Origin of the sequence: Mesorhizobium sp. ES1-6, from assembly GCF_020164775.1 — a bacterium.
Classification (GTDB): Bacteria; Pseudomonadota; Alphaproteobacteria; order Rhizobiales; family Rhizobiaceae; genus Mesorhizobium.
The window spans coordinates 200,861-222,682 of the sequence record NZ_JAIUGU010000004.1; the positions used below are offsets into that span (position 1 = coordinate 200,861).

The 21,822-nt window shown below is 64.4% G+C and carries 21 protein-coding genes and 1 riboswitch; of the genes, 13 read left to right on the forward strand and 8 right to left on the reverse strand.

Going from position 1 to position 21,822, the window contains the following annotated elements:
* Positions 1-73 precede the first annotated feature (73 nt).
* From LB564_RS13030 to LB564_RS13055, 6 genes are all read left to right on the forward strand, one after another.
* On the forward strand, positions 74-1,015 hold the full coding sequence (locus LB564_RS13030; RefSeq protein ID WP_224538175.1) for a D-ribose ABC transporter substrate-binding protein: 942 nt from the start codon (positions 74-76) through the stop codon (positions 1,013-1,015).
* Positions 1,016-1,159: 144 nt separating this feature from the next.
* Positions 1,160-1,822 carry a DUF2291 family protein gene (locus LB564_RS13035; RefSeq protein WP_224538177.1) on the forward strand — a complete coding sequence of 221 codons (663 nt, stop codon included), beginning with the start codon at positions 1,160-1,162 and terminating at the stop codon, positions 1,820-1,822.
* Positions 1,819-3,387 (forward strand): sugar ABC transporter ATP-binding protein, encoded by a 1,569-nt coding sequence (locus tag LB564_RS13040; protein WP_224538180.1) that lies wholly within the window; start codon positions 1,819-1,821, stop codon positions 3,385-3,387. Before LB564_RS13035 ends, LB564_RS13040 begins: the two co-directional genes overlap by 4 nt.
* Positions 3,387-4,451: an ABC transporter permease gene (locus LB564_RS13045; RefSeq protein WP_140705602.1), complete on the forward strand. Its 1,065-nt coding sequence runs from the start codon at positions 3,387-3,389 to the stop codon at positions 4,449-4,451. The genes LB564_RS13040 and LB564_RS13045 overlap by 1 nt, the downstream gene beginning before the upstream one ends.
* 2 nt (positions 4,452-4,453) lie before the next feature.
* Positions 4,454-5,488 carry a Gfo/Idh/MocA family protein gene (locus tag LB564_RS13050; RefSeq protein ID WP_224538182.1) on the forward strand — a complete coding sequence of 345 codons (1,035 nt, stop codon included), beginning with the start codon at positions 4,454-4,456 and terminating at the stop codon, positions 5,486-5,488.
* On the forward strand, positions 5,485-7,323 hold the full coding sequence (locus LB564_RS13055; protein ID WP_224538184.1) for a hypothetical protein: 1,839 nt from the start codon (positions 5,485-5,487) through the stop codon (positions 7,321-7,323). The genes LB564_RS13050 and LB564_RS13055 overlap by 4 nt, the downstream gene beginning before the upstream one ends.
* A 4-nt stretch (positions 7,324-7,327) precedes the next feature.
* Here LB564_RS13055 and LB564_RS13060 read toward each other — a convergent pair whose 3' ends face one another.
* Entirely contained in the window at positions 7,328-8,041 is a 714-nt protein-coding gene (locus LB564_RS13060) for a transcriptional regulator NanR (RefSeq protein ID WP_224538187.1), read from the reverse strand.
* Between the two features lie 264 nt (positions 8,042-8,305).
* Here LB564_RS13060 and oiaX point away from each other — a divergent pair, with 264 nt between their 5' ends.
* Together oiaX and LB564_RS13070 are read left to right on the forward strand one after the other, a co-directional pair.
* Positions 8,306-9,556 carry a 3-oxo-isoapionate-4-phosphate decarboxylase OiaX gene (oiaX, locus tag LB564_RS13065; RefSeq protein WP_224538189.1) on the forward strand — a complete coding sequence of 417 codons (1,251 nt, stop codon included), beginning with the start codon at positions 8,306-8,308 and terminating at the stop codon, positions 9,554-9,556.
* Between the two features lie 2 nt (positions 9,557-9,558).
* Complete coding sequence (locus LB564_RS13070; RefSeq protein WP_224538191.1) at positions 9,559-10,887, forward strand: four-carbon acid sugar kinase family protein; 1,329 nt, start codon at positions 9,559-9,561, stop codon at positions 10,885-10,887.
* Here LB564_RS13070 and LB564_RS13075 read toward each other — a convergent pair.
* Positions 10,884-11,423 carry an Lrp/AsnC family transcriptional regulator gene (locus LB564_RS13075; protein ID WP_224538193.1) on the reverse strand — a complete coding sequence of 180 codons (540 nt, stop codon included), beginning with the start codon at positions 11,421-11,423 and terminating at the stop codon, positions 10,884-10,886. The two genes, LB564_RS13070 and LB564_RS13075, sit on opposite strands and share 4 nt — an antisense overlap.
* A gap of 48 nt (positions 11,424-11,471) precedes the next feature.
* Here LB564_RS13075 and LB564_RS13080 point away from each other — a divergent pair, with 48 nt between their 5' ends.
* The 4 genes from LB564_RS13080 (at position 11,472) to dhaL (ending at position 15,175) form a co-directional block, all read left to right on the forward strand.
* Positions 11,472-12,647, forward strand: a complete 1,176-nt coding sequence (locus tag LB564_RS13080) for an MFS transporter (protein ID WP_224538196.1) — start codon at positions 11,472-11,474, stop codon at positions 12,645-12,647.
* 100 nt (positions 12,648-12,747) lie between these two features.
* A riboswitch (FMN riboswitch) is annotated at positions 12,748-12,895 on the forward strand.
* 77 nt (positions 12,896-12,972) lie between these two features.
* Positions 12,973-13,446, forward strand: coding sequence for a 6,7-dimethyl-8-ribityllumazine synthase (locus LB564_RS13085; protein ID WP_224538198.1), 474 nt, complete (start codon positions 12,973-12,975; stop codon positions 13,444-13,446).
* A gap of 75 nt (positions 13,447-13,521) precedes the next feature.
* The gene (locus LB564_RS13090; protein ID WP_224538200.1) at positions 13,522-14,529 is read left to right on the forward strand and encodes a dihydroxyacetone kinase subunit DhaK; all 1,008 of its coding nucleotides are present in this window, start codon (positions 13,522-13,524) and stop codon (positions 14,527-14,529) included.
* 10 nt (positions 14,530-14,539) lie between these two features.
* Complete coding sequence (gene dhaL, locus LB564_RS13095) at positions 14,540-15,175, forward strand: dihydroxyacetone kinase subunit DhaL (protein ID WP_224538201.1); 636 nt, start codon at positions 14,540-14,542, stop codon at positions 15,173-15,175.
* Here the strand turns inward: dhaL and LB564_RS13100 are convergent.
* From LB564_RS13100 to LB564_RS13110, 3 genes are read right to left on the reverse strand one after another with little or no spacing between them, the layout of a single operon-like run.
* Positions 15,172-15,612 (reverse strand): RpiB/LacA/LacB family sugar-phosphate isomerase, encoded by a 441-nt coding sequence (locus LB564_RS13100; protein ID WP_224538203.1) that lies wholly within the window; start codon positions 15,610-15,612, stop codon positions 15,172-15,174. The two genes, dhaL and LB564_RS13100, sit on opposite strands and share 4 nt — an antisense overlap.
* Positions 15,613-15,638: 26 nt before the next feature.
* Positions 15,639-16,397, reverse strand: a complete 759-nt coding sequence (locus LB564_RS13105; RefSeq protein WP_224538205.1) for a triose-phosphate isomerase — start codon at positions 16,395-16,397, stop codon at positions 15,639-15,641.
* An 18-nt stretch (positions 16,398-16,415) separates the two neighbouring features.
* Positions 16,416-17,186, reverse strand: coding sequence for a DeoR/GlpR family DNA-binding transcription regulator (locus LB564_RS13110; RefSeq protein ID WP_224538225.1), 771 nt, complete (start codon positions 17,184-17,186; stop codon positions 16,416-16,418).
* Between the two features lie 269 nt (positions 17,187-17,455).
* On the opposite strand from LB564_RS13110, the gene fba reads away from it, so the two are divergent.
* Positions 17,456-18,520, forward strand: coding sequence for a class II fructose-bisphosphate aldolase (fba, locus tag LB564_RS13115; RefSeq protein ID WP_140769184.1), 1,065 nt, complete (start codon positions 17,456-17,458; stop codon positions 18,518-18,520).
* A gap of 51 nt (positions 18,521-18,571) precedes the next feature.
* On the opposite strand, the gene LB564_RS13120 is transcribed toward fba, so the two are convergent.
* From LB564_RS13120 to LB564_RS13130, 3 genes are read right to left on the reverse strand one after another with little or no spacing between them, the layout of a single operon-like run.
* Positions 18,572-19,366 carry an aspartate/glutamate racemase family protein gene (locus tag LB564_RS13120; protein ID WP_224538227.1) on the reverse strand — a complete coding sequence of 265 codons (795 nt, stop codon included), beginning with the start codon at positions 19,364-19,366 and terminating at the stop codon, positions 18,572-18,574.
* Complete coding sequence (locus LB564_RS13125) at positions 19,363-20,727, reverse strand: dicarboxylate/amino acid:cation symporter (RefSeq protein ID WP_224538229.1); 1,365 nt, start codon at positions 20,725-20,727, stop codon at positions 19,363-19,365. Before LB564_RS13125 ends, LB564_RS13120 begins: the two co-directional genes overlap by 4 nt.
* 2 nt (positions 20,728-20,729) lie before the next feature.
* Entirely contained in the window at positions 20,730-21,563 is an 834-nt protein-coding gene (locus LB564_RS13130) for a substrate-binding periplasmic protein (protein WP_224538231.1), read from the reverse strand.
* Positions 21,564-21,822 lie beyond the last annotated feature (259 nt).

Here is a 21,822-nt window from a genome sequence, read left to right on the forward strand (position 1 = left end):
TCCGCGGCCTGACGAATTCAGACGCAGACAGCGGCCTTGATCGATCAAGGCATTTTTTCAACGGGAGGACTTCATGAAATTGACACGCAGAATGACGCTTGCCGCCTTCGCCGGCGTGCTGGCACTCGGCACGGCGATACCCGCCTACGCGGCGGACCTGATCGCCATCATCACTCCCTCGCACGACAATCCGTTCTTCAAGGCGGAAGCCGTCGGCGCCGAGGCCAAGACCAAGGAACTCGGCTACGAGGCGCTGGTGCTGGTGCATGACGACGACGCCAACAAGCAGTCCGAACTGATCGACACCGCGATCGGCCGCGGCGCCAAGGCGATCATCCTCGACAATGCCGGCGCCGACGCGACCGTCGCCGCAGTGCAGAAGGCCAAGGATGCAGGCATTCCCTCCTTCCTGATCGACCGCGAGATCAACGCCACCGGCGTTGCGGTGGCGCAGATCGTCTCCAACAACTACCAGGGCGCCCAGCTCGGCGCGCAGGAGTTCGTCAAGCTGATGGGCGAGAAGGGCAATTTCGTCGAGCTGGTCGGCAAGGAATCCGACACCAATGCCGGCATCCGCTCCAAGGGCTATCACGACGTCATCGACGACTATCCGGACCTGAAGATGGTCGCGCAGCAGTCGGCCAACTGGAGCCAGACCGAGGCCTATTCCAAGATGGAATCGATCCTGCAGGCCAATCCCGACATCAAGGGCGTCATCTCCGGCAACGACACGATGGCGATGGGCGCCTATGCGGCGCTCGCGGCAGCGAACCGCAAGGACGTCATCGTCGTCGGCTTCGACGGTTCGAACGACGTGCGCGATTCCATCACCTCCGGCGGCATCAAGGCGACGGTGCTGCAGCCGGCCTACGCCCAGGCGCAGATGGCGGTCGAGCAGGCCAACGACTTCATCAAGAACAAGAAGTCGCCAGAGAAGGAAAAGCAGCTGATGGACTGCGTGCTCATCAACGGCGACAATGCCGCCAAGCTCGAAACCTTCGCGCTGAAGAACTGAGCCGGCGCGATATGATTGCGAGGGGTGGACCTCCGGGTTCGCCCCTCGCCTGACTCTTTGTTTTGACGCGGTTCCGGACGGAAAAACCGTTCCACATTTTTCCTGGAATTGCGCGACTTCACGTTCCGGGTGCTTTTGACCGCCATGCCGAAGACATTGACCTGGCAGACCCCTTTTAGCTGGCTGGCGCTTGCCGCGCTCGCGGGCCTTGGCCTTGGCGGCTGCAAGATCCTGCCGACGCCCGTGGCGCAGAGCGAAAACAGCGCGCCTGCCTTCAATCCGGACAAGATGGTCGAGGACATCTGGGCCTCGAAGGTCATACCCTATCTCAACCAGAAGGCCGGGCCGTTCGCAGAGATCCAGGCGCTGGCGAAAACCGATCCGGCGGCGGCCGGCGCCAAATACGGCAATCCCAGGAAGCAGGCGAACTCGCCATGGACCTTCGCGGTCCGTGTCGAGGGGAAGATCGTCGCCGCCAACACGCAGTCGCGCGCGGGCACGATGGATATCGACGTCGACGGCGACGGCAAGGCCGATGCGCGCATCCAGATCGGACCGGCGATGCGCGGCACGGCACTGCGCGACAGCCTCGATTTCGTCCAGTTCAACGACTTCACCAACCAGATCGACTTCGCCCAGTTCGGCAAGGCCTTCAACGCCTATGCCGGCAAGACCGTGCTCTCCAAACTGCCGCGCGAGGCACTCGAGGGCCGCACCGCCAAGGTGCTCGGCGCCTACACGATCGAAGGCGGCCAGGACCTGCCGTTGGTGACGCCGGCGGAGGCCGAGATCGGGCCCAAGCCATGAGCCCCGCTCACGATGTCATCCTCAAGCTGGAGGATGTCTCGAAGGTCTATGCCGGCACGGTCGCGGTCAAGCAGGCAAACTTCGAGGTTCGCAAGGGTGCCGTCAACGTGCTTGTCGGCGAAAACGGTGCCGGCAAGTCGACGCTGATGAAGATCATCGCCGGCGTCGAGCAGCCGACCGCCGGCCGCATCCTGCTCGAAGGCGAGGCGGTTTCCTTCTCCTCGTCTGGAGACGCGGTGGCGCGCGGCATCGGCATGGTGTTCCAGGAGCTGAACCTGTTCGGCAACATGACCGTCGCCGAGAACATCTTCGCCACGCGCGAGATCACCAACCCGCTGGGCAAGATCGACCGCAAGGCGCAGGAAAAGCGGGCGGGCGAATTTCTCGACCGGCTCGAAGCCGGTATCCGGCCCGACATGCTGGTCGAGGATCTGCGGATTGGCCAGCAGCAGCTGGTCGAGATCGCCAAGGCGGTTTCGCTCGATGCCAAGATCCTGATCATGGACGAGCCGACCTCTGCGCTGAGTGCGGCGGAAGTCGAGATCCTGTTCAAGGTGATCGCCGACCTCAAGGCGCGCGGCGTCGCCATTGTCTACATCTCGCACCGGCTGGAAGAGCTGATCCGCATCGGCGATTACATCACCGTGCTGCGCGACGGCCGCATCACCGGCCAGGAAGAGATGAAGAACGTCGACACGCAGTGGATCGTGCGGCAGATGATTGGCTCGGACGCCAAGGATTTCGCCAAGGCCGACGGGCATCAGCCCGGCGAGGAAATCTTCCGCGCCGAGGAGATCTGCCTGCCGCGCGTCACCGGCGGACTGGCGGTCGATCATGTCTCGCTGTCGCTGCGCGCCGGCGAAATCCTCGGCATATACGGGCTGATGGGCGCCGGGCGCAGCGAGCTGTTCGACTGCATCATGGGCCGTCACGGCCATGCCAGCGGCAAGATCTTCATCGCCGGAAAGCTGGTGAAGGAGCGCGATACGACGCGACGCATTCGGCGCGGGCTTGCCTTGATCCCCGAGGACCGCCAGCGCGAAGGGTTGGTATCGATCCTCTCGGTCGCCAGCAATCTGACGCTGGCGAGCCTGTCGCGCTTCGTGCGCCTGTTCCATATCCGGGGCGCCGCCGAGCGGCAGGCCGTCGTGCGGATGGTGCGGGAACTGGCGATCAAGGTCGCCGATCCGGCGCAGGAAGTCTCGTCGCTGTCGGGCGGCAACCAGCAGAAGGTGGTGATCGGCAAGGCGCTGCTCACCGGACCGAAAGTGCTGTTGATGGACGAACCCAGCCGGGGCATCGATGTCGGCGCCAAGGCCGACGTCTTCCGCACCATGCGCAAGCTGTCGCGCGATGGGCTCGGCATCCTGTTCGCCACCTCCGATCTCGACGAGGTGATGGCGCTGTCCGACCGCATCGCGGTGATGAGCAATGGCAGGCTGACCGGCATGTTCGACCGCGCCGAAGCGACGGAAGCGGCTATCGTCGCGGCGTCGGCGCTGGGCCACGGACCGGCACATCTTGCCCCCGCACATCTTGCCCCCGCACATGGAGAGCAACGCTGATGACTGACATTCCGGCCAAGGCGGCCGCTCCCTCCGCCTCCGGCGGCTCCGCGCTGCTGACGTTGATGAAGCTCCGGACTTTCATCGCGCTGATTGCCGTGCTGGTGTTCTTCTCGATCGCGGCGCCCAACTTCCTGTCGGCCGCCAATCTGATCCTTATGGCCAAGCACGTCGCGCTCAACGCCTTCCTCGCCATGGGCATGACCTTCGTCATCATTACCGGCGGCATCGACCTTTCGGTCGGCTCGATCGTCGGCCTGTGCGGCATGGTGGCCGGCTATCTCGTGCTCAACGGCATCGACCTGCAGATGGGGTACACCGTCTATTTCAACGTGGTCGAGATTGCCCTGATCACGCTTCTGGTCGGCATAGCGATCGGCGCGGTCAACGGCCTGCTGATCACCAGGCTCAACGTCGCGCCCTTCATCGCCACGCTCGGCGTACTCTATGTGGCGCGCGGTTTCGCGCTGCTGTCCTCCGACGGCCGCACCTTCCCCAACCTCGTCGGCAAGCCGGAACTCGGCACCACCGGCTTCGGCTTCCTCGGCGCCGGCCGGCTGCTCGGCCTGCCGGTGTCGATCTGGATCCTGATCGTGGTGGCTCTGGGTGCGGCCTATCTCGCCCGCTACACGCCGCTCGGCCGCCACATCTTCGCCGTCGGCGGCAATGAGCGCGCGGCGCGGATTTCGGGCGTGCGCGTCAACATGGTCAAGATGTTCGTCTACATGTTCTCCGGCTTCTGCGCGGCGATCGTCGGCCTGATCATCTCGTCGGAGCTGATGGCCTCGCATCCGGCGACCGGCGAAAGCTTCGAATTGAACGCCATCGCCGCGGCGGTGCTCGGCGGCACCTCGATGTCTGGCGGGCGCGGCACGATCGGCGGCACCATCGTCGGCGCCTTCGTCATCGGCATCCTGTCGGACGGCCTGGTGATGATGGGCGTGAGCTCCTTCTGGCAGATGGTGATCAAAGGCCTGGTCATCATCGTCGCCGTCGTCGTCGACCAGGCGCAGCGCCGGCTGCAGCAGCGTGTTACCCTGATGCAGATGGCAAAGGCGGGTTGAGAATGGCTGCGTTGCGTGGAGCGCTGATCGGCTGCGGCTTCTTCGCCGTCAACCAGATGCATGCCTGGCGCGACATCGAAGGCGCCATGATCGTCGCCATCTGCGACCGCGATCCGGAACGGCTCAGGATCGTCGGCGACCAATTCGGCGTGGCGCGGCGCTACGCCGATGCGGCGGCGATGTTCGCGGCGGAGAAACTCGACTTCGTCGACATCGCCACCACGGTGGGCAGCCATCGGCCGCTGGTCGAAATGGCCGCCGCGCACGGGGTTCCCGTCATCTGCCAGAAACCGTTCGCGCCGACGCTCAGCGATGCCAAGGCGATGGTGAAGGCTTGCGCCGATGCCGGCGTGCCGCTGATGATCCACGAAAACTTTCGCTGGCAGTCGCCGATCCAGGCGGTGCGCGCGGTGCTCGACAGCGGCGAGATCGGCACGCCCTTCTTCGGCCGCATCTCCTTTCGCTCCGGCTATGACGTGTTTTCCGGCCAGCCCTATCTGGCGACGGGCAAGCGTTTCATCATCGAGGATCTTGGCATCCACATCCTCGACATAGCCCGCTTCCTGCTCGGCGACGTGTCGAGCCTCACCGCCCGCACGGCGCGCATCAACCCGGCCATCGTCGGCGAGGATGTCGCCACCATGCTGATGGACCATGGCGGCGGCGCCACTTCCGTCGTCGATTGCAGCTATGCCACGAAGCTTGCCGTCGAGCCATTTCCGGAAACGCTGATCGAACTCGACGGCGGCGACGGCACGATCCGGCTGGCGCAAGGCTACCGGCTGACCGTCACCGGCAAGAGCGGGACCAAGGTGAGCGATGTCTCGCCGCCGCTGCTGCCCTGGGCCTCGCGGCCATGGCACAACATCCAGGAAAGTGTGCTGGCGATCCAGAAGCACTGGATAGACAGCCTTGCATCAGGCAAGGAACCGGCGACCTCGGGCGCCGACAATCTGAAAACCTTCGCGCTCGTCGAAGCCGCCTATGCCGGCGCCGCCAGCGGCGAACCGGTGCAAATCGACGCCTTGCTCAGATGACATCAGACGCTTTCGATCTTTACGGCACACGGACGGCGGAAGCGGCGCCGATCCTGCTGCAGGCGGGCACGCTGAGCGCGGAGCTGGTCAACGGCAATCTGCGCACCATCCGCCATGGCGGAACCGAAGTGCTGCGCGCCGTCGCCTATATCGTGCGCGACCGTGACTGGGGCACGTATGAGCCTGAGCTGACGGAGCTGACCATCGACCAGAGGGACGACCGTTTCTCCGTCGGCTACGCGGCACGCTGCCTCGGCCCCGCCGGCAGCCGGCTTGGCTTCCGCGCGACGATCGAAGGCACCGCCGACGGGCGGCTGATCTTCGATGTGACCGCGCTCCCCGAGAGCGATTTCGAAACCAACCGCTGCGGCTTCTGCATCCTGCACCCGATCGCCGGCCTTGCCGGCAGCCCGGTGACGGTCGAGCACATCGACGGCAGCGTGGTCGAGACGGAACTGCCCGATCTGATCGACCCGTGGCAGCCATTCAAGGATTTGCGCGCCATCACGCATCGGGTGCGGCCCGGCGTTACCGCGCAATGCCGGATGGAAGGCGACACATTCGAGATGGAAGACCAGCGCAACTGGTCCGACGCCTCCTACAAGACCTATGTGCGGCCGCTGGCGCTGCCATGGCCCTATGTGCTGCCGGCCGGAGAGCCAGTGCGCCAGACGATCAGCCTGCGCATTGCCGGCGACACCAATGTGCCTGCCTCGGCAGCGGCGGCCGAACCGGTCCGCATCGAACTCGGCGAAGCCGGCTCCAAGCTGTCCGACATCGGCGTGGTGATCTATCCCGAGGACGTCGAGGCAACCCTCGCCGACCTGCCGCTGCTGGCAAGGCTCGGTCCCCGGCAGTTGCTTTTCCATTTCGATCCGACGCGCGGCCATGGCCTCGACGCGCTGCGTGCCCATGCCCGGCTCGCCGCCGCCTATCCCGTTTCGACGACGCTGGAATGCGTGGTCGCCTGCACCGGCGACCTCGACGCCGAACTTTCCGACGTCGCCGACATGGTGCGTCACGCAGGGTTGCGGCTCGACGCCCTCGCGGTATCGCCCGCGGTCGACCGTCAGTCGACACCGCCGGGCAGCGCCTGGCCGGCATGTCCGCCGCTCGATGACGTCTACGCGGCGGCGCGGCGCGCCTTTCCCGGCCTCCGCCTTGGCGGCGGCATGTTCAGCTATTTCACCGAGCTCAACCGCAAGCGCGTTCCGGCTAGCCAGCTCGATTTCATCACCCACTGCACCAACCCGATCGTGCATGCCGCCGACGATCTCAGCGTCATGCAGTCGCTGGAGGCGCTGCCCTTCATCACCCGGTCCACCCGGGCGATCTTCGGGGCAAAGCCCTACCGGATCGGGCCATCGACGATCGCCATGCGCCAGAACCCCTATGGCGGCGCGACCAAGGACAATTCGCGGGGACAGCGCATCGCCATGGCCAACCGCGATCCCCGCCATGCCGCGCAATTCGCCGCCGCATGGACCATCGGCTACGCCGCGCGCGTCGCGCCGGCGGGGCTGGAGATGCTGACACTGTCCAGCTTCGCCGGGCCTTTCGGCGTGGTCGCGGGACCGGGCGAACCCGTCGCAGAGGGAACGCCGCGGCCGATCTTCCGGGCCATCGAAGGGCTTTGTGCGTTGGCTGGGCTGACGCATGTTTGCGCCACGACGAGCGACGAGACGCGGGTGCTGGCGCTGGCCGGCCGCTCTGTCTCGGGCGAGACCATCGTCTGGCTGGCGAACCTGACGGCGAACAATGTCCCAGTCGATGTTTCCGTGATTGGCCAGGGCGATCTGGTGATGTCGCCCTACGCCATTGCCCGCGTCGGCTAGGGCATCACTTCTCGGAATTCATCACATAGAGCGCACGCGAGCGTTCGAGGTGCTTGATCATCGCCTTCTCGGCGCCGTCGGCATCCCGTTGCTCGATGCGGTCGATGATCTCCTCATGCTCGGTCAGCGTGTATTTTTCCTTGCCGGTCCAGATCAGCATTTCGGTGTGGTATTCCTTCAGCCAGCCCAGCGTGGCTTCGCTGACGGCGACATAGATCGGATTGCCTGAAATGGTCGCGATCTGGGTGTGAAACTTCATGTCGGCGGAGATGAAGCCTTCGGAATCGCCGCGCGCGGCGCGCTGCTCGGCCACGGTCGCCTTCAGCAGTTGCACATCCTCCGATGTAGCCTTTTCCGCCGCTTCCCTGACCATGCCGCGCTCGAAGAAGATGCGCGCGGTCTTCAGGTGCTCCAGCGTGTCCCTGGACGACGACAGGATGATCTTGGCCGCGCCGTCGACCTGCCTGATGATCGACTTGGCGGTCAGTTGCAGCACCTTGGCGCGCTCGCCATGCGAGATGGCGACCAGGCCCATATTGCTCAGCGCCTGCATGGCCTCGCGGATCGCCGGCCGGCCGACCTCGAAGCGCTCCATCAGTTCGCGCTCGGACGGCATGTCGTCGCCCGGCTGCAATTCGCCGCTGGTGATCAGCCGCTTCAGTCTTGCAAAGACTTCGTCGGAAAGTTTGCGCCGGACGATCGGCTCCGAACGGTTCATCGTGACGAATCACTCCCTGGCCCGGTTCCTGTTTAGCATTCCCGGCGGGATTACCGGAATGCCCGCGCCTGGAGCGGGGTCGCTCCAGCTCTGTGGTCTCACGCAATTCCGAACGGAAACCGTTGTACAGTTTTCTTGGAATTGCCGCAGCCCGTCCGCTCTTGTCGAGGCGAGGATATTTCTTGCAATACTTATGTACTCATTATACCAGATTTCCTGCGCGACGAAACTTTTTTCGAACCCTTTTCGAGCGGCCGGCCAACCATGATCACGCTTACCTATCGCATCGAAACCCCTGGCAGCATCGAGGCGCTGGCCGCCAAGATCGCCAGCGACCAGTCGACCGGCACCTTCGTCGCGCTGCCGGGCGAGACCGAGGAGCTGAAGGCGCGCGTGGCGGCGCGCGTGCTGGCGATCCGACACCTGCCCGATGCCGGGCAACCATCGCTGCCGGGGTCCGGCAACGGCCCCTTCCGACGCGCCGACGTCGACATCGGCTTCCCGTTCGACGCGATCGGCACCGACCTGTCGGCGTTGATGACCATCGCCATCGGCGGCACCTATTCGATCCGGGGTCTGTCCGGCATCCGCGTCATCGACATGAAGCTGCCAGAACAATTCAGGGGCGCCCATCCGGGCCCGCAATTCGGTGCCGCCGGCAGCCGCAGGCTGACCGGGGTCGAAGGCCGCCCGATCATCGGCACCATCGTCAAGCCGGCGCTGGGCCTCAGGCCGCACGAGACGGCCGAAATGGTGGGCGAACTGATCGAGGCCGGCGTCGATTTCATCAAGGACGACGAGAAGCTGATGAGCCCGGCCTATTCGCCGCTTGCCGAACGGGTGAAGGCGATCATGCCCCTCATCCTCGACCACGAGCAGAAGACCGGCAAGAAGGTGATGTATGCTTTCGGCATCTCGCATGCCGATCCCGACGAGATGATGCGCAACCACGATCTGGTGCTCGAAGCCGGCGGCAATTGCGCCGTCGTCAACATCAACTCCATCGGCTTCGGCGGCATGGCCTATCTGAGAAAGCGCTCCGGGCTGGTGCTGCATGCCCATCGCAATGGCTGGGACATCCTGACACGCCATCCCGGACTCGGCATGGATTTCAGCGTTTGGCAGCAATTCTGGCGGCTGCTCGGCGTCGACCAGTTCCAGATCAACGGCATCGGCTCAAAATACTGGGAGCCGGACGATTCCTTCATCCGCTCCTTCGAGGCGGTGACGACGCCGTTGTTTTCGCCTGAGGATTGCGCGCTGCCGGTGGCCTGCTCCGGCCAATGGGGCGGTCAGGCGCCCGAAACCTATGAGCGTACCGGCCGCACGCTCGATCTCCTCTATCTCTGCGGCGGCGGCATCGTCAGCCATCCGGATGGCCCCGGCGCCGGCGTGCGAGCCGTTCTGCAAGCCTGGCAGGCGGCGGTTGAGGGCATCGCGCTGGCGGACTATGCCCGCGGTCACCCCGAACTGGCGAGATCGATCGAGAAATTCGGCGACGGCAAGGCGGCATGAGCATGGCCGCGCGGAACCTGCTCCTCAGTTACTATGGCGACGACCTCACCGGCTCGACCGACGTGATGGAGGCGCTCGAACTCGGCGGCGTGCCGACCGCGCTGTTCATGCGCCAGCCAGACCCGTCCCTGCTGGCGCGGTTTTCCCATTGCCGCGCAATTGGCCTGGCGGGCACCAGCCGCAGCGAAACGCCGCAATGGATGGAGGAAAACCTGACGCCGGCCTTCGAATGGCTGAAAGGCCTCGGCGCGGCGCTCTGCCATTACAAGATCTGTTCGACCTTCGATTCCAGCCCGGCGGTCGGCAATATCGGCCGCGCCACCGAGATCGGCAGGCGCATTTTCGGCGGCGCGAGCGTGCCGATGGTGGTCGGGGCGCCGCAGCTCAAGCGCTACACCGCCTTCGGCAATCTCTTCGCGGCCTTCCGCGGCGCCTATTTCCGCATCGACCGGCATCCGGTGATGAGCAGGCATCCGGTGACGCCGATGGACGAGGCCGACCTGCTCGTCCACCTTTCGCGCCAGACCAGCCTCAGCTCGAGCCTCGTCGACCTCGCGACATTGCAGGCGGACGATCTCGCGCAAACGGTCGACCGATTGCTGCAGGACAAGGATGTCGTCCTGTTCGACGTCGACAGCCGTGAGACGCAGAAACGGGTCGGCGAACAGCTTTGGCGCATCCACGGGACGGGCCATGGTTTCGTCGTCGGATCCTCCGGCGCCGAATATGCCTTGCTTGCCGAGTGGGCCGCCAAGGGCATCGTGTCGGGGCATGCCACATTCGCACCGCCCGGCCCGGTCGATCGGCTCGCCGTCGTGTCGGGCAGCGTCTCGCCGACCACGGAAAAGCAGATCCGCCACGCCCTTGCCCATGGCTTCGACGGTGTCGAGATGGATGCGATGCGACTGGTCTCGGAAAGTGCGGGCAAAGCGATCGAGCAGGCGGTCGCCGCCGGACTGGCGAGCCTAGCCAAGGGCCGCAGCGTCATCCTCTACACCGCGCTCGGGCCGCAGGCCGATCGCGGCGCCGAGATCGACCGGATCGAGGGCGCCAGGAACACGCTCGGGCGGGCGCTGGGGACGATCCTGCGCCGGTTGATCGCCGAGCAGAAACTCAAGCGCGCGGTAATCGCCGGTGGCGACACGTCCAGCCACGCGCTCGGACAACTGGCCATCGACGCGCTGACCGTGCGCATGCCTCTGCCGCAATCGCCGGGATCACCGCTCTGCGTCGCCCATGGCGGCGGCGCGATCGACGGCCTCGAGATCGCGCTGAAGGGCGGCCAGGTCGGCACAGACGCCTATTTCGAGACGATCCGGCTGGGGAGCTAGTAAAGCGGCTTGGCCATATGCCTTGGCGATGGCCACTGCGTCGTGATGCCGGGCTGCACCGGCCGTTCGAGATAGGTCGCCAGAACCACGTAGCTGCGCGTCGAGGTGACGCCGGGGGTCTCGTAGAGACGCAACAGCAGTCCTTCAAGCGCCTTGGTGTCCTCGGTACGTACCTTGAGCAACACGCATGTGTCGCCGGCGACGGTGTGGATTTCCTCGACTTCCGGGTATTGCGAGATCGCCATCAGTTCCGGGGTCTTGCCCCAGCCGCTGGTGTCGATATGGACGAAGGTGAGCAGCGGCTTCCGCACCGCGTTTGGATCGATGATGGCTGATGTGCTGCGGATGGCGCCGCTGCGCCGAAGCCGCTTGACCCGCTCATGCGCTGCCGGCGGCGACAGGCCGACGCGATCGCCGAGTTCGGCATAGCTGACCGTCGCGTCATCGACCAGAACGCCTAATATTTTTCGGTCAATCGCGTCGACATCCCGAGCCGCCGACCTGTTCCGCGGAATGCCATCTGTTTCTTCATCCATAGCGGTATTCCCGATTGTCACGGAATTTAATACGGCCATTATGCTGATATGTCGAACAACGATCAAGCCGCAACCTTGAGCGCGAACACCAGGCCGTCCATCCCGGCGCTGGCCTATCTCCTGACCGGATGCATCGCCGTGATCGGCTCGAATTCGCTGGTGCTGGGTCCGATCGCGCCGGCCGTGGCCGTATCGTTTTCGACCAGCGTTCCCATGGTGATGATGGCGGCAGCTGCCTTCGGCCTCGGCACGTCGGCGAGCGCCCTGTTCCTGGCACGCCATATCGACCGGGTAGGCGCCCGCCGGATGTTGCAGGCAGCCCTGCTGCTGCTGGCATTGGCCTTGGTCGCCAGCGCGGCGGCGCCGACGGTGACCGCGCTGGTTGCGGCACAGCTTGTCGCCGGGATCGCCGCCGGCATCGCCATGCCGGCAATCTATGCCAGTGCCGCGGCCATCGCTCCGCCCGGCCGCGAAAGCGGCACGATCGGCGTGGTGCTGACCGGCTGGACGCTCAGCATGGTGGCCGGCGTTTCCCTGTCGGCGGTGCTTGCCGATCTCGTCCACTGGCGCGCCGTCTTCGCCGCGGTGGCGCTGCTGGCCGCGCTGGCGCTCGGCGGCCTCACGGCATCGTCGCTGCCGGATGTCAGGAAGGCTGGACCGGCGCCTGCCCCGCTCGCGGCGCTGAACATCCCCGGCATCGTGCCGCTTCTCATCGCCTGCGGCGCGTTCATGACCGCCTTCTACGGTGTCTATGGCTATCTCGGCGACCATCTCCACAGCGGGCTTGGGCAGCCGGTCAGCGCCAACGGCCTGGCCGCCCTTGCCTATGGCGCGGGGTTCGGCACGGCGGCGCTCTTCGACGGCGTCATCGATCGCCTGGGCGCCCGGCGCGTCATGCCTTTCGCCTATCTGCTCGTCGCCATCGTCTATGTGGCGATCGCGGCGACCAGCGGCAGCTATGGCCTCACCCTCGCGATGGTCGCGGCTTGGGGGCTTGCCAACCATTTCGGGCTGAATGTGCTGGTGATGCGCCTGTCGGCGCTCGACCCCTCGCGGCGCGGCACGATCATGGGGCTGAACAGCGCGGTGACCTATCTGGCGGTCTTCGTCGGCACCACCGGCTTCGGGCCGCTCTATTCCGGCTTCGGCTTTGCCATATGCGCGGCAGTCGCGGCCTTGCTGATGCTGGTTGCCGCTTTGGCTGCAGCCTGGCGCACCCGCTAGAACGATCCGCTTGCCGCGTTGCTCCAGTCGGCAAAACGTGATTGGCCAATGGCCCCTGCCGCGTTGACAGCAGCACCCCTGCCCTTCCATACAGAGCCGTTAATGTTCTCAGGGCGGGGTGAAAGTCCCCACCGGCGGTGACGGTTTCGGCCCAAGCCCGCGAGCGCTTTCCGAGACAATTGGAAAGGTCAGCAGATCCGGTGTGATTCCGGAGCCGACGGTCAGAGTCCGGATGAAAGAGAACGAAACGGAAAACGGACCGCCCCGGCGGGCCGGATTTCGTATCGTGCGTCCTGATTCTGGTTCGAAACGGAAGGATGGACCCATGAATCAGCATTCCCCCAAAGACTACGAAACAATCCGCATCGCCGTCATCAGGGCGCGCTGGCACGCCGATATCGTCGACCAGTGCGTGAAGGCGTTCGAGGCGGAACTGGCCGAGATCGGCAAAGGACGCTTTGCCGTCGACGTCTTCGACGTGCCCGGCGCCTACGAAATTCCGCTGCATGCCAAGACGCTAGCCGGGACCGGCCGCTATGCCGCGATCCTCGGCACGGCGTTCGTCGTCAATGGCGGCATTTACCGGCATGACTTCGTCGCCGGCGCCGTCATCGACGGCATGATGAACGTGCAGCTGTCGACCGGCGTGCCGGTGCTGTCGGCGGTGCTGACGCCGCACAATTTCCACGACAGCGCCGAGCATCATCGCTTCTTCTTCGAGCACTTCACGGTCAAGGGGAAGGAGGCGGCCAACGCCTGCGTGGAGATTCTCGCCGCGCGAGAAAAGATCGCGGCCTGAAGCAACGAAGCCGGGTGGAAATCCCGGTAACAGCCTGTAGTATCTCGCGAAATACGCAAGTTCGGGAGGATGCCGGTGCAGACCAAGAAGATCATCAATGACGGCAACCGCGCCGTCGACGAGATGCTCGAAGGGATCCTCGCCGCGCATCCTCGCCATCTCAGGAGCGTAGACGGCAGCCCGCGCTCGATCATCGCCCGCGATGGGCCACGGCCTGGCAAGGTCGGGCTGGTGATCGGCGGCGGCTCCGGCCATGAGCCGACCTTTCTCGGCTTTGTCGGCAAGGGGCTGGCGGACGCGGCGGCCGTCGGCAACGTCTTTGCCTCGCCGCCGCCTGATCCCATCCTCGAATGCGCCAAGGCGGTCAGCGGCGGCGCCGGTGTCTTGTTCATGTACGGCAACTATGCCGGCGACGTGATGAATTTCGACATGGCGGCCGAGATGGCCGGCATGGACGACATCGAGGTGCGCACCGTGCTGACCACCGACGACGTCGCCTCGGCGCCGCTTGACCAGCGACAGAAGCGCCGTGGAGTCGCCGGCAATTTCTTCATCTTCAAGGCGGCCGGTGCGGCCTGCGACCTCATGCTCCCCCTCGACGAGGTCGAGCGCGTCGCCCGGAAGGCCAACGACCATACCTTCACCATGGGCGTGGCGCTGTCGCCATGCTCGCTGCCGCAGACGCGGCGGCCGAATTTCGAGATCGGCGGCGACGAGATGGAGATCGGCATGGGCATCCATGGCGAACCCGGCATCGCGCGCGGCAAGCTCGGAACCGCCGACGAGATCACCGACGAGATGCTGGACAAGATCCTCGCCGAGATGGCGCCGAAGCATGGCGACAAGGTCGCGGTGCTGGTCAATTCGCTGGGATCGACGCCGCTGATGGAACTTTACATCATGAACCGCCGGGTCAAGCAGCGGCTCGATGCGATCGGCGTTTCCATTCACGCCACATGGGTCGGCAATTACTGCACGTCGCTGGAAATGGCCGGCGCCTCGGTGACGCTTTGCCATCTCGACGAAGAATTGCAGGCGATGCTCGACCACCCCTGCGATTGCGCCATGTTCCGTGCCGGCTGAGGAGCGCTCCATGACCATCGGCGCCTCCGACCTGAAGAGAATGTTCGACGCGATCGCGGTGGCAATCGAGGCCGACAGGGACCGGCTTTGCCAGCTCGACGGCGTGATCGGCGACGCCGACCACGGCATTGCCATGGCGCTCGGCTTCAACGCCGTGCGCGATGCACTGGCATCGCTCGACCTGGCGGCGACCGAACCCACGGGCTTGCTCAACACAGCCGCGAAATCGTTCCTCAACGCCGTCGGTGCGTCGTCGGGCCCGCTCTATGCCACGGCCTTCATGCGCGCCGCCGCCGCCGTCAAGGGCAAGGCCGAGTTGGCGAATAGCGATGTCGTCGCCCTGTTCCAAGCGATGGCGCAAGGCATCAGGGATCGCGGCAAGGCCGAGATCGGTGAAAAGACCATGGTCGATGCTTGGCAACCCGCGGCCGAAGCGGCTGGCGCCAGCAACGCAGCGGGAAAAAGTCTTGCCGAAAGCCTGCAGGCTGCCCTCGCCGCCGCCGAGCGCGGCGCCGAAGCGACCAAGGACATGATCGCCACCAAGGGCCGCTCGTCGCGGCTCGGCGAACGGTCGCTCGGGCACATGGACCCGGGCGCGGCATCGGCCGTCACCGTCATCGGCGCGATGCAGAAAAGTCTCGCTTAGCTCTTTGCCGCGTCGAGCTTGTTGATCGCCTGGACGTTGCCGGCCGACGGCCCCTTCTCGTCGAACTCCGAGGCCAGCCAGGTGTCGACAATGGCCTTGGCCAGTTCCGGCCCGATGACGCGCGCGCCCATGGTGATGATCTGGGCGTTGTTGGATTTCGCGGCGCGCTCGGCCGAGTAAGTGTCATGGGTGAGCGCGGCGCGGATGCCCGGCACCTTGTTGGCCGAGATCGAGACGCCGATGCCGGTACCGCAGAACAGGATGCCGCGCTCGTTCTCGCCGTCGACGATCGTCTGGGCGAGTTTTTGCGACAGGTCGGCATAGAAGCCTGCCTGGCTGAGGTCGCTGACGGTAAGGCCGGGCTTGGTTGCGAGGTGAGCGGCGATAACGTCGAGCAGCGGCTTGCCGGCGCCGTCGGCTCCAATGGCTATTTTCATTTTTTATCCTTTCCAGTTCGATTGATTCAGATCGCGGCCGACGCGCGGCGCAGGATGTCGATATAACCTTCGGCCTGCCAGGCGGAGCGGCCGATGAACAGGCCGTCAATGTTGGGCTGGCCGATCAGCTCGGCGGCATTGCCGGGATTGACGCTGCCGCCATAGAGCACCGGCGGCACGGACGGCAGCAGACCGCCGGCGACCTGCTTGATCAACGCCTGCTGCCTGTCGGCATAGTCGGAGCTGGCCGGAATGCCCTTGTCGCCGATCGCCCAGACCGGTTCGTAGGCGAACAGGATCTTTGCGCCTTTCGCCTCGCCTTCGAGGAATTGCAATGCACCCTCGACTTGGGCGCTCAACACCGCATCGGCCTTGCCGCTTTCGCGCTCGGCCAGCGTTTCGCCGACGCAGATCAGTGGTATCAATCGATGCCTGACCGCCGCCGCGGTCTTCAGCCCGACCGTTCGGTCGGTTTCGCCGAAATGCTCGCGCCGCTCGCTGTGGCCGAGTTCGACCAGGTCGAGACCGCAATCGTTCAGCATCACCGGCGAGATCTCGCCGGTCCAGGCGCCGGCATCGGCCCAATGCATGTTCTGCGCACCGACCTGGATGCGTGTCGCCGACAACGCCCGCTTGACCTCCCGCACGGCCGTGAAAGGCGGGATGACGAAAGGCTGGATGCGATCGTCGAAACCCGGCACGAAGCCGGCCAGCGCGCCTGCAAAATCAAGCGCCTCGGCGAGCGTCTTGTTCATCTTCCAGCTTGTACCGACCCAGTAAACCACGCGTACTCTCCTTGATCCTCAATCCTTGTCGGCGACCACGGTCAGCAAAACCCCGGCCGCATCCAGCGTGGCGCGCATTCCGGGCTCCGGCTCGCGCCCGGTGAAGACGGCGTCGAACGCGTTGAGATCGGTCAGAAAATGCAATGCGCTGCGACCAAACTTGCCGTGATCGACCAGCAGATATTTGCGCGTCGCCGCCGCCATCATCAGCCGCTTGGCCTGCACCACTTCCTGGTCCTGATGGAAGGCGGAGGCGCCATGAATTGCGGACGAGGACAGGAAGGCGACGTCGGCACGCAGCGATCGCAGCGAGGCCTCCGCGAGCAGGCCGAAGAAGCCGTGGAATTTCTTCGAGTACTGGCCGCCCAGCGCGATCAGGTTGATGCCTCCGGCACCGGCCAGATCCTGGATGACGGCGAGGTTGTTGGTAATCACCGTCAGCGGCCTGAGATCCGCCAAATGGCGCGCAATGCCGCCCGCCGTCGAGCCGTCGTCGATGATGACGGTCTGGCCGGGTTCGATCATGGCCACGGCCGCCGCCGCAAGGCGCTGCTTTTCCCCGATCGCCTGCTTCTGCCGGTAACGGAAATCGCTTTCGAACAGTCTGCTCGGCTGGATCGAGGCGCCGCCGCGCACCTTGCGCAGGAAGCCGCTTTCCTCGAGCTCGTCGAGGTCGCGGTGCACGGTCATCCTGGAGACGCCAAAGCGCGAGGCAAGGTCGTCGACGGTTGCCGCGCCGGCGTCCACCAAAAAATCCATTATGCCTTGCCGCCTGTTGTCGCTCTTCATGCCCGACCCGCCAAAGCAGAACCCTGGCGCCTTGATCGAGCCAGATATAACAGATATCGTCGCACAAGTATCATTATTTTTGTGATAATGGGATATTTCCTTGGGATATTTCGCCGGCTTTTATCGCGACGCTGTAACAAGAATTGCGGCCGGGACGGTCTGTCACGGTTGCGGTTGCGCGGAATTCCGGCCAGAAGCATCGGTGGGCTGGACGATGCGCGGACAGTCCGCAACCACGGGTTTTGAAACCAGATACGGGAGACTAATCGTTGGCTCGCATCACACTGAGACAATTGCTCGATCACGCCGCCGAATATGGCTATGGCGTGCCGGCCTTCAACATGAACAACATGGAACAGGGCCTCGCCATCATGGAAGCGGCGGAGGAGACCAAGTCGCCGGTCATCCTGCAGGCGAGCCGCGGCGCGCGTGCCTATGCCAATGACGTGGTGCTGGCCAAGCTGATCGACGCGCTGGTCGAAATCCACCCCGACATCCCGGTCTGCATGCATCTCGACCACGGCAACAACGAAGCCACCTGCGTCACCGCCATCCAGTACGGCTTCACCTCGGTGATGATGGACGGCTCGCTCAAGGAGGACGGCAAGTCGCCGGCCGACTATGCCTATAATTCCGGTATCACCAAGCGCGTCGTCGACATGGCGCATTGGGGCGGCGTCTCGGTGGAAGGCGAAATCGGCGTGCTGGGTTCATTGGAGAGCGGCGGCGGCGAGCAGGAAGACGGCCACGGCGTCGAAGGCGCGATCAGCCACGACCAGCTCTTGACCGATCCCGAGCAGGCGGTGCAGTTCGTCAAGGACACGCATGTCGATGCGCTGGCGGTGGCCATGGGCACCAGCCACGGCGCCTATAAATTCTCGCGCAAGCCCGACGGCGCGGTGCTGGCGATGAACGTCATCGAGGAAATCCATCGCCGCCTGCCGAACATGCACCTCGTCATGCACGGCTCGTCCTCGGTGCCGGAGGATCTGCAGGAGATCATCAACAAATATGGCGGCCAGATGAAGCCGACCTGGGGTGTGCCGGTGGAAGAGATCCAGCGCGGCATCAAGCATGGCGTGCGCAAGATCAACATCGACACCGACAACCGCATGGCGCTGACCGGTGCGATCCGCAAGGTGCTGACCGAGAACCCGAGCGAGTTCGACCCGCGCAAATACCTGACGCCGGCCATGGCGGCGATGAGGAAGCTCTGCAAGGAGCGCTTCGAGCAGTTCGGCACCGCCGGCAACGCGCCGAAGATCAAGCCGCTGCCGGTCTCGGAAATGGCCAAGCGCTACAAATCGGGCAGCCTCGATCCGAAATTCGGCTGAACGACCGCGGCCCCCGGGCGGTTCAGCGATTCTGTCAAACGCTGGACTGCTTTAGGCCCGCCGCGCCGACTGCCAGGGAAATCGGTCATGTCCCCGCAGCTCCGACACGGTTGGCAAGCCGCGCGCTTCCTGCGCGGCGAAGCCCAATCGTGCCAGACAGGCTCGCGCCAAGGCCGCATTGCTGTCGATGACGACCAATCCGTTTGTATCGTCAAGGCTGGCGGCCACTACCGACAGTTCGGTACAGCCGAGGAGGGCTGTGTCGGCGCCGGCCGATCGCACGATCTCGAGCGCGCGCCCGGTCTCGGCTGCGGCCTCCGCGATCGAACCCGCCTTGACGAGGCCGATCGCGCTGTCGACGCGCTCCTGAAATTCCGTGCTCGCGGGAAAGCAGAGTTCAAATCCCGCCGCCGACATCCTGTCCTGATAAAAGCCGGAGACCAGTGTGCCCCGGGTCGCGAGAATCGCGACCTGGCCCCGGTCCAGGCCGCGACGGGTTTCCGCCACGACCGCATCGCCGATGTGGATGATCTCGGCTCGCGAGATCGCCGTCAGCTGGCCATACCAGTGGTGGGCCGTGTTGCACGGAATTGCGATACAGGCGACGCCGAGCGTGTTGAGTGTCGAGACCGCGGCTTTCAACGACGCCAGCGGCCCGTCATGGCCCGCAAGGATAGCCTCGGTCCTGTCGGGCAGCTGTGGCACGCTGAGGATGACGGCGGGCACATGTTCGTTGTCGCGGACTGCCTGCGTTATCCGGGTCAGCTTCAAGTAGAAGTCGGCCGATGCCAGCGGCCCGAGGCCGCCGATGATGCCGAGTTGAAGGCTGATCCCTTGGTCGGTCATCGGACGGACTCGGCTTCAAGCTCTCCGGGAACTGCTTCGGCAGGCTGCGTTACCTCCCTATGGCCCGGTGCGATCATTGCGGTGCTCGCCGCCACGGTGCAGACGCTGGCCAGCGTCATGAACGTGTCCACGACCGCATCGACGGCGACGAACAGGGCAAATGCCGCCTCGAAGGGAAGCTTCAGGTAGCCGCAGACGATAGACATCTGGGACAGGATGAGCAGGCTTCCCATGCCGCCGGTGGTGAGCGCCAGAAGCGCCGAGACAATGCCGACGAGCAGCAGATCCGGGATTGCCAGCGGATGGCCGTAGAGCTGCGCGATGAACAGGGCGCCCGAGGTGTAGACCAGCGCCGGACCCGTCCGCAGCAATGCCGCCTGCAGCGGCACGAGCAGTTCGACGACCACCAGGTTGAACCTCAACCGCTCGCTCAACAGGTTGATGACCCATGGAAGCGAGGCAACCGAGGAGCGCGTGGTGATGGCCACCATCAGAAGGGGCTGGCAGGTCTTGATCGTGGACCAGTAGCTTCGGCGCGACCGGATGGCGATAATGGCGAATGCGCCGGCGAGGAATGTCAGGCAGGAAAGCCCCATCACCAGCAGGTAGCCGCCCATCAGCGTCAGCGGCTTGGTGCCGGTCGACGCGGTCTGGTCAGCGATCAGGATGAAAGTTGCAAAGGGCAATCCCCAGATGAACCAGTTGGTCAGCACGGTGCAGGCGCGGTAGACCGCGTTGAGCGCCTGCGTCAGGCTCATCGACGAGGGCTGGGGGATCTTGCCCATCGCGAGCCCGAAGAGCAGGCAAAACAGCAGGACCTGGATGGTCTGGCCCGAGGCCAGCGCGTTGAAGACGTTGTTCGGCACCAGATCCAGGAAGATCGAATGTCCGCTATTTGGGTCCGCGTTGGATGGCGGCGGCTGGAACGGAAATGCGAGATCGGTGGATACGCTGCCCTGGGAATTGATGAACTCGCCAAGCTCGATGCGCGACTGAGGGTTCTCGATCTGGCCCGGCTGGAGGATCAGCGAATAGGTGCCGCTCACCAGCACGGCCAGGAACGACACGACCAGCACGGCGATGCCGACCTTGCCCAGGTAGCGGACCGATTTCGGGTCCTGGACCATGGCGGCGATCGAGAAGATGACCGACGAGACCAGATAGGGCAGGACGACCATCTTGAGGAAATTCAGATAGAGCTGCGCGATCGGGCTGATCGCATGAGAAAACTCCGGATGGTAGAGACCGCACAGGATCCCGGCCGCGATCATCGCGATCGTCGTCACGGGCGAGCGCAATACGCGCCTTGCCGCCAGGCGCCAATCGAAAGACAGGTGTCCGGCTACCTCCGAGATGGCCATCGTCAGGCTTTGCTCCCCAATCGATAGCGGGCGATGATCTCATCGGTGTTGAGAACCTGCTGCCCGCGCGCGAGATCGAGATAAAGGTCGATAAAGGCCGCGAGATGCGGATTGTCCGGCCGCACGCCGATTGCGATCGTGTCCACCTTGTCCGTCAGCGTGATCGAGCGCGCGGCGACCGTCATCGACGGATCGTCGACCATCAGCTTCTTGATCTCGAAATCGTCGCGATAGGCCATGTCAATCGTCCCGTTTCGGATCGCATCGACAACCATGTCCCAGCCTGCAAAACGATGGAGTTGCGCATGCGGAAAGGTTTTGGCGGCATAGGTAGCGAATGAAGAGCCCTCGATCACGCCGAGATCGCCCGAGAAATCGCGGATGATCTGCTCGGGCGGCTTGCCTTGCGTGATGCGCGCCAGGCTGAGACGGTTGGCCAGCAGCCCTTGGTGCAGCACGGCGTAAGGTCGGGAATAGAGGATTGATCGACCACGGCGAAGGGTGCGGCTGAGCTTGCCGATCGCGATGTCCGCCTGGCCCGATGTCAGCTGTTCCACCATGCCGTCGAATGTTACGGCGGATCGGTCGAACACCGGCTCGACGCCAAGCTCGCCAGCTATGCCGCGGGCCAGTTCCATGTCTATACCGGTGTCCCCCGATCCATCGGCCGGGAAAAATGGATTGGCGGCAAAGGCCGGCATTGCGATGCGCAGCGCATTATTGCTCACAACGGAGGCGTTCTCCATTTGCTGTCCCGGAGTATTGGCCGCCCGCGCCTGCGCGACCAGCAATCCGACGCCTCCGGCCGTGAGCAATGTGCGACGTGTAACCGACATACGAATTCTCAATTCAGGCGGGAAAGCCGGACAAGCAAATCTGGCCAGTTCGCAGTATGCATGGCGAAGTTAAACAAAAGTATCTTTTATAGTTTGCCTTTGCTCATAGTTAAGCTTCGCAGGCCGACAAAACATTCGACCTGCCTAATATACATTCGCTAAAGGGTGCATTCCTTTCCGCCGGCGGGCGGGCGGTTGGATCGTCGGAATATTTCGAGCCGTGGCCTCTTCAAACGGGCGGGACTGTATCGGCTCCTGC

Coding starts and splice junctions, on each gene's coding strand:
- LB564_RS13030 (WP_224538175.1), top strand. CDS start 74: ATGAAATTGACACGCAGAATGACGCTTGCCGCCTTCGCCGGCGTGCTG.
- LB564_RS13035 (WP_224538177.1), top strand. CDS start 1,160: ATGCCGAAGACATTGACCTGGCAGACCCCTTTTAGCTGGCTGGCGCTT.
- LB564_RS13040 (WP_224538180.1), top strand. CDS start 1,819: ATGAGCCCCGCTCACGATGTCATCCTCAAGCTGGAGGATGTCTCGAAG.
- LB564_RS13045 (WP_140705602.1), top strand. CDS start 3,387: ATGACTGACATTCCGGCCAAGGCGGCCGCTCCCTCCGCCTCCGGCGGC.
- LB564_RS13050 (WP_224538182.1), top strand. CDS start 4,454: ATGGCTGCGTTGCGTGGAGCGCTGATCGGCTGCGGCTTCTTCGCCGTC.
- LB564_RS13055 (WP_224538184.1), top strand. CDS start 5,485: ATGACATCAGACGCTTTCGATCTTTACGGCACACGGACGGCGGAAGCG.
- LB564_RS13060 (WP_224538187.1), bottom strand. CDS start 8,041: ATGAACCGTTCGGAGCCGATCGTCCGGCGCAAACTTTCCGACGAAGTC.
- oiaX (WP_224538189.1), top strand. CDS start 8,306: ATGATCACGCTTACCTATCGCATCGAAACCCCTGGCAGCATCGAGGCG.
- LB564_RS13070 (WP_224538191.1), top strand. CDS start 9,559: ATGGCCGCGCGGAACCTGCTCCTCAGTTACTATGGCGACGACCTCACC.
- LB564_RS13075 (WP_224538193.1), bottom strand. CDS start 11,423: ATGGATGAAGAAACAGATGGCATTCCGCGGAACAGGTCGGCGGCTCGG.
- LB564_RS13080 (WP_224538196.1), top strand. CDS start 11,472: ATGTCGAACAACGATCAAGCCGCAACCTTGAGCGCGAACACCAGGCCG.
- LB564_RS13085 (WP_224538198.1), top strand. CDS start 12,973: ATGAATCAGCATTCCCCCAAAGACTACGAAACAATCCGCATCGCCGTC.
- dhaL (WP_224538201.1), top strand. CDS start 14,540: ATGACCATCGGCGCCTCCGACCTGAAGAGAATGTTCGACGCGATCGCG.
- LB564_RS13100 (WP_224538203.1), bottom strand. CDS start 15,612: ATGAAAATAGCCATTGGAGCCGACGGCGCCGGCAAGCCGCTGCTCGAC.
- LB564_RS13110 (WP_224538225.1), bottom strand. CDS start 17,186: ATGAAGAGCGACAACAGGCGGCAAGGCATAATGGATTTTTTGGTGGAC.
- LB564_RS13120 (WP_224538227.1), bottom strand. CDS start 19,366: ATGACCGACCAAGGGATCAGCCTTCAACTCGGCATCATCGGCGGCCTC.
- LB564_RS13125 (WP_224538229.1), bottom strand. CDS start 20,727: ATGGCCATCTCGGAGGTAGCCGGACACCTGTCTTTCGATTGGCGCCTG.
- LB564_RS13130 (WP_224538231.1), bottom strand. CDS start 21,563: ATGTCGGTTACACGTCGCACATTGCTCACGGCCGGAGGCGTCGGATTG.